General features: G+C 36.2%; 9 protein-coding genes and 1 pseudogene. 1 reads left to right on the top strand and 9 read right to left on the bottom strand.

Translation table 11 applies throughout. The features are described 5' to 3' along the window. Positions 1 to 363: 363 nt before the first annotated feature. Positions 364 to 1,323, bottom strand: a pseudogene (locus tag A8L44_RS00335) (DMT family transporter). A gap of 334 nt (positions 1,324 to 1,657) precedes the next feature. Beyond that, on the bottom strand, positions 1,658 to 2,077 hold the full coding sequence (gene fosB, locus A8L44_RS00340; RefSeq protein ID WP_066099887.1) for a metallothiol transferase FosB: 420 nt from the start codon (positions 2,075 to 2,077) through the stop codon (positions 1,658 to 1,660). A gap of 178 nt (positions 2,078 to 2,255) precedes the next feature. On the opposite strand from fosB, the gene A8L44_RS00345 reads away from it, so the two are divergent. After that, positions 2,256 to 3,629, top strand: a complete 1,374-nt coding sequence (locus tag A8L44_RS00345) for an MATE family efflux transporter (protein ID WP_066099890.1) — start codon at positions 2,256 to 2,258, stop codon at positions 3,627 to 3,629. Between the two features lie 65 nt (positions 3,630 to 3,694). Here A8L44_RS00345 and A8L44_RS00350 read toward each other — a convergent pair whose 3' ends face one another. The 7 genes from A8L44_RS00350 to pssA all read right to left on the bottom strand — a co-directional run bounded on the left by A8L44_RS00350 (position 3,695) and on the right by pssA (position 11,871). Further along, entirely contained in the window at positions 3,695 to 5,764 is a 2,070-nt protein-coding gene (locus tag A8L44_RS00350) for a catalase (protein WP_066099893.1), read from the bottom strand. A gap of 323 nt (positions 5,765 to 6,087) precedes the next feature. Next, positions 6,088 to 6,237 carry a YvrJ family protein gene (locus A8L44_RS00355; RefSeq protein ID WP_066099896.1) on the bottom strand — a complete coding sequence of 50 codons (150 nt, stop codon included), beginning with the start codon at positions 6,235 to 6,237 and terminating at the stop codon, positions 6,088 to 6,090. Positions 6,238 to 6,311: 74 nt separating this feature from the next. Beyond that, a complete protein-coding gene (locus A8L44_RS00360; RefSeq protein WP_066099898.1) occupies positions 6,312 to 6,530 on the bottom strand; it encodes a DUF2922 domain-containing protein in 219 nt (72 codons plus the stop codon). A 42-nt stretch (positions 6,531 to 6,572) separates the two neighbouring features. After that, positions 6,573 to 6,785, bottom strand: a complete 213-nt coding sequence (locus A8L44_RS00365; RefSeq protein WP_066099901.1) for a DUF1659 domain-containing protein — start codon at positions 6,783 to 6,785, stop codon at positions 6,573 to 6,575. Positions 6,786 to 7,202: 417 nt separating this feature from the next. Continuing rightward, positions 7,203 to 8,978, bottom strand: coding sequence for an ABC transporter ATP-binding protein (locus tag A8L44_RS00370; RefSeq protein ID WP_066102216.1), 1,776 nt, complete (start codon positions 8,976 to 8,978; stop codon positions 7,203 to 7,205). Positions 8,979 to 9,010: 32 nt separating this feature from the next. Beyond that, complete coding sequence (locus A8L44_RS00375) at positions 9,011 to 10,750, bottom strand: ABC transporter ATP-binding protein (protein WP_066099903.1); 1,740 nt, start codon at positions 10,748 to 10,750, stop codon at positions 9,011 to 9,013. Between the two features lie 371 nt (positions 10,751 to 11,121). After that, complete coding sequence (gene pssA, locus A8L44_RS00380; protein ID WP_066099906.1) at positions 11,122 to 11,871, bottom strand: CDP-diacylglycerol--serine O-phosphatidyltransferase; 750 nt, start codon at positions 11,869 to 11,871, stop codon at positions 11,122 to 11,124. Positions 11,872 to 11,938: the final 67 nt, after the last annotated feature.

Below are 11,938 nucleotides of genomic sequence, written 5' to 3' on the forward strand. Positions count from 1 at the left end.
CTCCTTCCAATATTTAAGCATTTAATTCATTATCCTAAAGATGTATTTCTATTCAGTCATTCATTAACTAGTCCAATTTGTGAAATTTAAGAGAAAGTACAGAGGCGGAGTAAGTAATCATTTATGTACTAAACAGAGGAGGTTATAAACTGTATTGAAGTTAGAAGTTATAAGAAATTGTTGGTTTTATCAAACTACCTTTCCAATAATACAATGCTTCCATCCTCCTAGGCAAGAAAGATGTCTGAAATTTTTGTTAAATTAATCAGAATAAAGTCTTACTAGGAGATAAAAAAAGAAAAAATGTCAATTTCAGCAGAATTAACATTTTAGAAGGATTACTATTTATATATTTCTACCTTTTTATATTTCTTTTGCAGTAATCGTATTCTCTTTCTTCTCAACAGAACTTAAGCTATGCAAGACTAATCCAAACATGACAATAAATATTCCAATCATAGCCGAGATGGACGGAAATAAAATAGATAAGATTATCATCTCTCCTGCTAAAGCAAACAAAATTTCCATGGATTGAGTGGCCTCCACCGCTGCCATCTTTTTCATATCACGGTTAACGAGATCGGTTGCTTTAAAAAATAGAACGGTGGCAATGACTCCTGAAGAAATAGCAACTATCAATGTTTGAATATTTTGCATAGGGCTTGGTGGTCCAACTGTAGACAGCGCCAGAATGGAGACGATAATCCAAAGAGGTAAGCTGGCTATGGTCATTCCTAGTACTCGTTGATATGCATCCAACCGACCTTTTGTAATTTCCATCATTTTACGGTTTCCTAATGGATAAGCAAATGCTGCTATCAGGATTGGGATAAAACCAAATAAGAATTCCTTTATTGTTAACTGATTCATATTTTCCATCTGTATCAATAAAATCCCCAGTAAAATAAAGCATGAGAAAAACAATTGCTTTTTAGGTATGATACCTTTTTTTGAATAAATCCCCTCTTTAAATTCAAAAAACAATGGTGTCAATAAAGTACCTGCCACTATTGTAATTTGCCAGGTTCCTGCTGTAAGCCACCCTGGAGAATATGCTGCAGCAAAACATAAAGGCAGATAGAACATCCCAAAACCAATAAAGCTCCAAAAAAACCATGCCTTTAAGTTTTCTCGCATAATAACAAACAATTGCTATAAATTCTTTCGGATATAAACAATTGCCATTAAAAATGGAATCATATAAATATAGCGCAATGACGCACTCCAAAGCCAGCTACCTCCTGAGAGTTCCATTGACCTGTTTAGTATAAATGTCACCGCAAAGAAAAAAGATGCCAATATACCTAACAATATGGATTGCACTCACATCAACTCCCTATACTAAATTCTTCTCAAAATGGCTATGCCTTTCTCTTAAACCATCTATTATAAAAGGTTTTACAAATGTAAAAGATGCGTAGGTAAAATAAAATGTACATTTGGAATTATTAACAACCTTCTAATAACAAGAAAATCATTCTTTTCCTCAAACGTTTATCTATGAAACGTGTAATATTCGTAACGGCAAAAAAGTTAGAATTAAGGAACAAGTTTCAATCATTTTATCTTTTTTTAAATGCTGCGTGAATACATTATCATTGGCATCCAAGCTTAATAAATATAGAATAATGATTACTTTAAGCTGCTTTCACATCAACTAAAAAAACTTCATATGGGTTTTCGCTTCTTTATAATAGGAAAGACGATCATCAAGATTCCCAGTATGGAACTCAAATTTATGTCCATCAGGATCAGTAAAATAAACGGATCGCTGATCTTTTAGATCTCTCATTCTTCCTGGAAGAATATTCACGTTTAACTTTTTTAAGTGATTTATACACTCATCGAAATCTGCTTCTTCTACGGAGAAAGCTATGTGGGTATATGAATATTCTATGTCCCTCCGAGGTATCATTTTTTCTTCATTCAATGCTAACCATAAACCATTAAAATTAAAATATGCAGTTGTTCTCCCTTTTACAAGTAATTTCGCTTCGAACACTTGTTCATAAAATAAAATGGATTGATCCAGATTGGATACGGAAAATAACAAATGATTAATCCCTTTTATATTCATCCTTTATTCACCCTTTGTTTTTGGTTCATTATACTTGAAAACGAACCAAATCCCCCAGATAAAAGATACTTCCAAAAGATAAAACTCATGTTTTCATAATCTCTTCTATACATATAATGGTAAAGTATTATAGAATGATTTATTAGGTGTTTAATTTAAACTAAAGGAGTCAGACGGATTGGTAAATACAGAAAATTTAAAAAATCAATCGCTTTTTTCTATATCATGGCCTTTATTTATAGAGCTTAGCTTACATATAGCAATGGGGTTACTGGCTACATTGATGCTTGGACATTATTCTGACCTAGCTGCAGCAGGAGTAGGTGTCGCCAACCAATTAATAAGTATTTTTATCTTAGTTTTTAATGTCTCTTCTATTGGTGCGATGATCTTAATTGGACAAAGGATCGGGGCACAGCGTCTTGATAAAGCAAGACAATTATCAAGATCTGCATTTAGCATTAATGTATGGTTTGGTGTCCTCATATCTCTTATTGTAGTTATTTTCGGGCAGAGTTTATTGAATTTATTTGACATTAGCGGAGAGGTTTATGACTATGCTCTTCTATTCATAAGGATTGTTGGATTTTCTTTATTTCTTGAGTCAATTTCACTTGTTCTAAGCGCTATTCTCAGGAGCCATGGAAGAACAAAGGAACCTATGTATGTTTCACTCTTTATGAATATTATCAGTACACTAGGCTATGTCATTAGTATTTACGGAGTATTCAATCTTCCGATAACCGGTGTGACTGGTGTTTCATGGACGATGGTTATTGCTCGAAGTTTTGCAGTGGTCGCTTTAATAATGATCGTTGCCAAAGAGCTTGCATTGCGCTTCCGATTAAGTGATTTATTTCATATTAACACTGAAGACATGAAAAATCTTTTTCAAATAGGTATTCCCTCTGCCGGTGAAAATTTATCCTATCATTTTTCACAGCTGTTGGTAACTGCTTTCGTTGCCACCCTCGGTGATGCTTCATTAGTTGCACGTGTTTATTTAACGAATATTACAATGCTCTGTTATTTATTCAGCGTTGCGATTGGCGAGGGAACACAACTGTTGGTTGCAAGATATATAGGGGGCGGTCACTTTGATCAGGCCTTAAAAAGAGGAATGAAAACCGTAAAAATAGCTGTATTTGCCTCTACAGCTGTGTCACTGACATTTGCACTAATGGGAAATTCATTGATTGAGTTATTTACATCTGATGCGGCCATTTTAGCGATTGCTTTGCCTGTTCTCTGGGGAATTGCCTTTGTTGAACCTGGCAGAGCTGTCAACATTGTTTTAATGAGCTCATTAAAATCAGCAGGGGATGTTCGTTTCCCAGTCATTATCGGCATTTTATCTATGTGGACATTTACTGTAGGTTTCGGGTATTTGTTTGGCATTACATTCGGGCTTGGTTTACTCGGAATATGGATTGCTCAGGGAATTGACGAATGGTTCCGTGCAATCTTTGCAGTCAAACGCTGGCACAGCCGTCCATGGGAGAAAAAATTCGCTCATCCGACAAAAAAACAAGATCCTATTCATATTTCCTAACTGACAAAAAGCCTCTAAATCCGTTGTTGTGGATTAGAGGCTTTTTAATCAATATTTGAACTTTCTTATTGAATACGATCCCAGTGGCGATGCTTAGCAACCGCTTCAATAAACTGCTCAACTGACTTATTTATTGGTTCATCAGAAGCCGAGGTAATAATACCGGCAGCTCCATTAGATGTCCGGATAAATGGAGCAACCAAATCTGCAGCTTCTTTTGGGGCACCTATTGCTTTAAAGTGATTGAATGCATCCATTATAAACTCATTCACCTTGTTGATCGTTTTTAGAGCATCTACACTATGTTGACCCGAAGCAAGATAGACAGCATCATATAAAACTGAATCTGTTGTCAAAAACGTCTGGTCTACCTTTAACACAGCTCCATTAGCGCTAGTTATTTCTCCTTGGTTCTCAGAAACAATTTCAGCAATTAAACCAGCCTCCTCAAAGGCTACCAGCGCCTGTTTTAAATCAATTCCATCAAATCCATTATGGACAAGGACAGCAACCTTTCTTGTCGCGGCACCCATGGTTGTATTCAATTGACTGAGTGCAGGTGATGAATCAATTACTTTTGATTCTTTAACTTCAGTATTTGATGGTACCTCAAGACCTAAACCAATCGCAATTTGTTCAGCCAAATAATGATCCACATTCGCATACATATTAACAACTTGTTGTTGGATATTCTTACTTAGACATTTACCAAGCTCAAAGCGGAATGCATCGATGATATGTTGTTTTTCTACTGAAGACATGCTGTTCCAAAATAATTTAGCTTGGCTGTAGTGATCCTTAAAACTTTCACTTCTCTTCCGAACTTTAGATCCATCTACCTTTTCCTGATAATGCTCGAAACCGCCTTCTTCAGGAGAGGCCGGTGATGGAGAATTATTGGCTAACCCATTTTTATTGTAGCTAACCTGTCCTTTATCGATACGCATTTGATGATATCCGTCACGTTGATGATTGTGTACGGGTGAAATCGGGCGGTTAATCGGAATTTGTTGGAAGTTCGGTCCCCCAAGCCTTAACAGCTGTGTATCCGTATAAGAGAATAGACGCCCCTGTAATAATGGATCATTGGTAAAATCAATTCCCGGTACAATATGACCAATATGGAATGCCGCCTGTTCCGTTTCCGCAAATACATTATCCACATTTTTATTAAGCGTCATTTTACCTATTTTCTGTACAGGTATGAGTTCTTCTGGCCACACTTTAGTAGGATCCAGTATATCGAAATCAAACTTAAATTCATCTTCTTCCTTAACTACCTGAATACCAAACTCATACTCTGGATAATTTCCCATTTCAATCGCTTCATATAAATCACGACGATGAAAATCAGGATCTTTACCTGCGATTTTTTGCGCTTCATCCCAGACAAGAGAATGGACCCCAAGTATTGGTTTCCAATGGAATTTAACAAAATGGGCTTCTCCTTGTTCATTTACAAGTCTAAATGTATGGACACCAAACCCTTCCATCATCCGATAGCTTCTAGGTATACCCCTATCAGAGTTCGTCCATAGAACCATATGTGCAGATTCAGTATTATTTACAACAAAATCATAAAAAGTATCGTGGGCTGTTGCTGCTTGAGGCATCTCATTGTGTGGCTCAGGCTTAAAGGAATGAACTAAATCTGGAAACTTAATCGCATCCTGAATGAAAAATACAGGAATATTATTTCCTACGAGATCAAAATTACCTTCATCCGTATAAAATTTGGTTGCAAATCCACGGGCATCCCTTACAGAATCAGCAGATCCCCTGGAGCCTGCCACAGTGGAAAATCGTACAAAGACTGGTGTTTTTTTAGATGGATCCTGCAAAAAACTTGCTTTGGTCAGCTTCGTCATTGGTTCATACACCTGAAAATAACCATGTGCACCAAAACCACGAGCGTGGACAATTCGTTCCGGAATTCTCTCATGGTCAAAATGCGTCATTTTTTCCCGAAAATGAAAATCCTCCATGAGAGTCGGTCCACGGTCACCCGCTTTTAAAGAATGTTCATCTTCAGAAACTCGTACACCATGATTGGTTGTTAATTTTTTTTCACTATTATCCACTCTAAAATCATCTAATTGCTTGTCTTTTTTGTTTTGAATATGGTTATCAGCCATCATCTCTACCTCATCTCTTTGTCTAATGGTTTCATATATACATAAACATATATAAAAATACACATTTTTCAAAAAATACCACTGATTCATTATTTTTAAACCTTAAAAAGTTAAAAGGAATTAATATAGAAATGTTAATTAGGTAGAAAATAAAACATATAGGATAAAACTAGAAAGCCGAAGCCAGAGAGCTGTATTGGTGTTGAAAGCGGTTGTTATTTCATACGTATCACTTGCACTTACTACACTGGCACTTAGTATTCGCAATGAGTGATGGCCCAATAAAAAAAGCTTGCCATTCTTACTGATGGCAAGCCTTATAATTATTTTTTGATCAGTTCACTAAGCATTAAAGGCAATGATTGTATGGAATTATTCAGCATCTCCAGCTTCCCTTCAATACGGTATAAAAGATAAACGGTTACCACAATAGGGAAACCCACATCTTTAATTAACGGAATTAAATCGTTCACGGATTGCCACCTCCTCGCTCAATCCTTAAAAAATGGCTAATCCAGCTTATTTGGATTAGCCATCTGTTCATCAATTACATAAATGAATATTCGGTTTTTGCTGTTTCAACTAACTGTGCTTCTTCTTTACTAACGTAAAAACCTGATTTTGTTAAGAATACTTTCGATTCAATAATGATATCCATTGCCTGTCTAACCGCTTCTTGGTCAACTGGCATTTTTGGGTTATCAATTGATAGTTTAGCAGTTTTACCTTCTTCTGTTAGAAAATATAATTCTAGAACATTTTCCATCTGTAGCCCCTCCTTTCTATCCGATATTCCCTTTTACCGATACTAGATTTGCCAAGTATCCAAGCGCCTTACTCCTGCTACTTCATGGACTTGAAGAGAGATAATCGCATTTGCACATCGTTTTAATGCTTCACCATCCGCCCCATTATTAATATTGGATAGTGTTCTTTTCTGGGTGATTGGTTCCCCTTGTGCATCGACCCCAACAACAAATTCAATTTGCAGCTTTGTTAACTCTAAGAATTGATTTTCCATGTTCTCACCTCCTTTTCACCTCTTATATATAAATAAAGAAACTAAAAAGGAGCATCTATAAAAATATTATTTCTCTATTCTTAGCTAGTTTGGTATTTCTCGGCAACCGATGTATTTTTCTCGATATCGTGCTGTTTATATAAATGCAATTTGTACTTTTTTGGAAGTGAAGTACAGTTTTATTCTTGGCAGAAATATCGCTGTACTGATGAATGTAAGTGTAAGACTGAAAACAAGATAGCATACATGCTTGGTGCGGGGCTTTAGCATCAGTTGAACCAATCCGCTTGTCTCCCACAATTCGTTATTGCTTCTCATTCGTTTAAAGTGAGGATTTTGGCTCCAGTTTGAACAAAAAAAAGAGCAACAGAAGTAAATCCATTGCTCTTCTTTAAAAAAGGATATTATTTAGTGAAATCAAATCGTGAATTGGCTTTCATATAGTCTGTGATAATACCCTTTATTTTGAATAAGCTCTTCATGGGTTCCATGTTCCACAATCAACCCATCATCGATGACATATATACAGTCAGCATTCTCGATTGTTTTTAAGCGGTGTGCAATTACAAAGGTTGTACGACCCTTAGTCAAATTTTTCATTCCGTTTTGAATGGCTATTTCTGTACGTGTATCAATACTCGAAGTGGCTTCATCCAATATTAAAATATCTGAATCTGCTAAAACCGCTCGTGCAATCGAGATTAATTGCCTTTGACCCTGGCTTAAGTTGATACCACCCGATGTGATGACTGTATTATATTGATTTGGCAAATGTTTAATAAACTGGTGTGCAGCAGCAATCTTAGCAGCTCGAATGACCTCCTCATCAGAGGCATCCAGTTTGCCATAACGGATATTCTCCATGATTGTTCCAGAAAACAAATATGTTTCCTGTAGAACGATTCCTATCCTTTTTCTTAAATCTTCGACTAAATAATCCTCTATTAATCTGTCATCAATCCAAATTTCACCGCTTAATCGATCATAGAATCTTGATAGCAGATTAATAATAGTCGTTTTTCCTGAACCAGTTTTGCCTACCAATGCTATGGTTTGTCCGCTTTTAGCTTCTAAGGAAATACCTTTTATAATTTCCTTCTCTTTCTCATAGCCAAATCGAACACCTTTAAATCGGACATTCCCTTTTATAGAAGTCGCTGGTATAGCTCCCCTTTTATTCTTTAAATCAGGTACTTCATCCATTATCTCAAACACACGCTCAGCTCCTGCTATAGCGGATTGAATCGTATTCATCAAATTGGATAACTGATTGATCGGTCTGAAAAATAATCTTGAATACGTAACAAAAGCAGCGATTACACCTATTGTTGTCAGCCCATGCACCGACATGATGGCCCCAGTGCCAATAATCAAGCTAAGGCCGAGATTATTGATAAAGTTATTGACAGGGCCGAGAAAACCACCATATGTATCAGCCTGTATAGCCGATTCACGCAAGTCCTCATTGATCTTTTTAAACTCCTTGATGGTTTCCTGCTCTCGTCCAAAAAGAGTGATGACCTCTTTGCCGCTTATTGCTTCTTCTACATACCCATTCAGGTTACCTAAATTTTGCTGCCTCTTGGCATAATTACGGCTGCTCACTTGGATAATCTTTTTGGATGTAAAAATCATAAGGGGTATCACAAGAAATGAGACAATAGACAACACCCAATTTAATGCAAACATGGCGATTGAGACACCAATGATTGTCAGTAAGGAAGAAAAAATCTGGACTACACTTTGGCTTAATGCATTATTTAAATTATCAATATCGTTGGTTACCCGGCTCATTAAATCGCCGGATGAGCGTTTATCAAAAAATCGGAGGCTTAATGTATGCAGGGTTGAAAATAATTCTTCTCTAATTGTCCGAATCGTTTTTAATGAAATATGTATCATCAAGTTTTGCTGGAGCCAGGTAAGAATCGCACCTGCTATATAAATAACGGCTAATAGCAAAGTCATTCGAATAGAACCATCTACATCTTTAACAAGTACATATTCATCAATTGTGATACCAATATAATAAGGACCAAGCAAACTGAACACAGTCGAAAATAGTACGCATATGATTGACGCATACAGTGTTAATTTTCGCCTTTTAAGATAGGTCCATATTCTTAGGACCGTTTCCTTTTGATGTTTTGCCTTGCTTTTAGGCCCAAATGAATGTCTGTGACCTGGTCTCATATTCACTTGTTTTTGAGTTTGCGTCTGCTGGCTCATAGATGGCTCACCCCCTGCTCACTCTGTATAGAGCATAATTCACGATAGAGTTCATTTTTTTGGTAAAGATCACTATGGCTGCCAATTCCAGTTACTTTACCATCCTCAAGAACCAAAATTTGATCCGCATGTTTTAATGATGAAAGCTTTGAAGAAATAATAATTTTAGTTGAATCCGGATATTTATTTATCAATACTTTTCTGATACGGCTTTCCGATATCGCATCCACCGCTGAAGTAGAATCATCCAATATAATTACGGATGGCTTCCGTATAAAAGCCCGAGCAATGGATATTCTTTGTCTTTGGCCACCTGATAGGTTAGTTGCCCCCTGAGTGAGTTCATATGCATAATCCGGGTCTAATTGTTCTACAAATTGAAGGGCTTCAGCATTTTGAAGAGCTTCTGTCATGTCGTCCTTTGTTGCATTTTCATTACCCTGAGTTAAATTCTGACTAATAGTTCCAGAAAATAACAACGCTTTCTGCGGTACAAATCCGACGGACTTTCGTAATTCTTGTATATCCATATCTTTGATATCTATTCCATTCAACAGGATTTGCCCTTCATCCACGTCATAAAGTCTAGGTAGTAATTTGACCAGCGTTGTCTTTCCGCTACCTGTTGCTCCAATGATTCCAAGTGTTTGTCCACTCGGTACACTAAAAGAAACATTAGAAAGAACTCTCTCCCCATTTTTGCTATAACTAAAACTCACATTTTTGAATTCCAAAGTACCTTTATCCGGTACAGCAACAAGCGGTTGGTCAGATTGTTTAATGTCTTGCTCTGTATTCAATACATCAACAATCCGCCCTGCAGATGGAAAAGCTCTAGTGATTTGCATGAGAACATTACTGCTTGTCATAAGGGAGTTCAAAATGATTGTTAAATAATTTATAAATGCTACAATTACTCCCACATTCAAGCTTCCGTTATCAACCTTAATCGCACCCATCCAAATAGCCGCAACTATTCCCATGTTAACGATAAACAATAGTATGGGCATTAACCCCATAATGACTTGGTCAGCACGGATATTGACCGCTGTTAATTCCTTATTAACAATCTGAAATTGTTTCATTTCATGGTTCTGTGTACCGAATGCTTTAATTACCCTGATTCCAGCAAGGTTTTCCTGTAATTTCGTATTGACACGATCAATTGCCTTCTGCACCATTTGAAAAAGATGACCGGCCTTCCATGTAAATAAAACGATTAATATTGTTAATACAGGTACAACTGCCAGAAGAATTGGAAAAAGTTCTCTGGCAGTAAAAAACACAATAATAATACTGCCAATAAACATAATTGGGCCACGAACAAATATACGTAAGGTCATCATGACAGCCTGCTGCACGGCTGTTATATCATTCGTCATGATGGTAATCAATTTTCCAGCACCGAATTTATCCGTATTTTCACCAGAAAAGTAATCAATCTTCTCGAAAACATCTCTGCGGAGCTCAGTTGAAAAATGAATCGCTGAACGCGTACTGAATATCGTACTTCCCATACCACCAAGCAGCCCTATAATTGCAGAGAACAGCATAATTATACTCATTGTTACTACATAACGACTATCACTCGAAGCAATCCCTTTATCAATAATATTTTGCATGATTGTCGGCTGAATCAGGTCCATAGTTACTTCCACAATCATACATAAGGGGCCAAGCAATACAATTAACTTGTATGACTTTAGATATTTGATTAATGCTAAAAAAGAATTCATAAAAATACCCACCTTCACTTATGCTGTCAAACAATCAATTTCATTTACTTAGGATAATAGCTAGAAATAGTTGCAGGATAGCTTATCTCGGATGTCTTAATTTTCAGACTCCATATCTAAATCTGAATCCTACCCTTTCTTTCCGATTGTTACATAGGATTCTTCCCCAGCTATCCATTTCTCAAAAATTAACCATAAATAAACACCCCAAAAGTCAGATTCGAAATCCAACATTTGGGGTGTGAAAAAGCTCAGAGGATCATAAAACGTTTGAATATGAGTCTTCTTATTTTTAAAACCTGAATGCCTTTTAACTTTCTATGTCATAGAAACCAAAAAGGAATATAAGGTGCAGTAGACTCAATAGATCATTATTTCTTTTTCATTCCTTTATTAATTTTCTTTTTTCTGACCCGAATCGTTCTCATTTTTTTCAGACGAAACTTAGGTGTCTTACCTTTTATGTATCTGGCAATGATAAAGATAATATAAATAGCAATGGCAACATAGAAAAATTCAGGAACACTTTTAAACCCTGACTTTGCAATAAGATAAAACATATACAATAGGAATAAAGTTATAATGACCGTATAATAATTTAATTTTACCTTTTTGAAGCTTGGGATTTTAATGGTACTGACCATCAAGATTGCCAAACTAAAGAATATAATGACAAATACGCTGACATGAATCCAGTTTTCAAATAGTACTAAAAAGGCAACAAGTCCCCCTGCAAATGTAATTGGGATTCCTTTAAAATGCTTTAATGATTCCTCAGTAGGCGTAATATTAAATCTTGCAAGTCGATAACATCCAAAAAGCGGGAACAAACCGGCAATCAAAAGACCATATTGTTCAAAATCGTATAAATATGTATAAGATGCTAAAAAGGCAGGCGCGACCCCAAATGATACAATATCAGCCAATGAATCAAGCTGTTTTCCCATATCATCGGCTACCCTTAAAATTCTTGCCATTCTTCCATCCAGCGCATCAAGCATCAATGCAATAAAAATGAGTATAGTCGCATTTCGCACATCCCCGCTGATAATGTAAGAAATGGACAGATAACCACAATAAAGATTTCCTAAAGTCAATAAATTTGGTATATGTTTCTTCATTCTTCACATCCTCAATTTTGTTCGTACTTCATTTGAAGTTATAAGTGCTATTATATCTTAAACTATT

The sequence above is a fragment of the Bacillus sp. FJAT-27986 genome (assembly GCF_001685035.1).
Classification (GTDB): Bacteria; Bacillota; Bacilli; order Bacillales; family Pradoshiaceae; genus Pradoshia.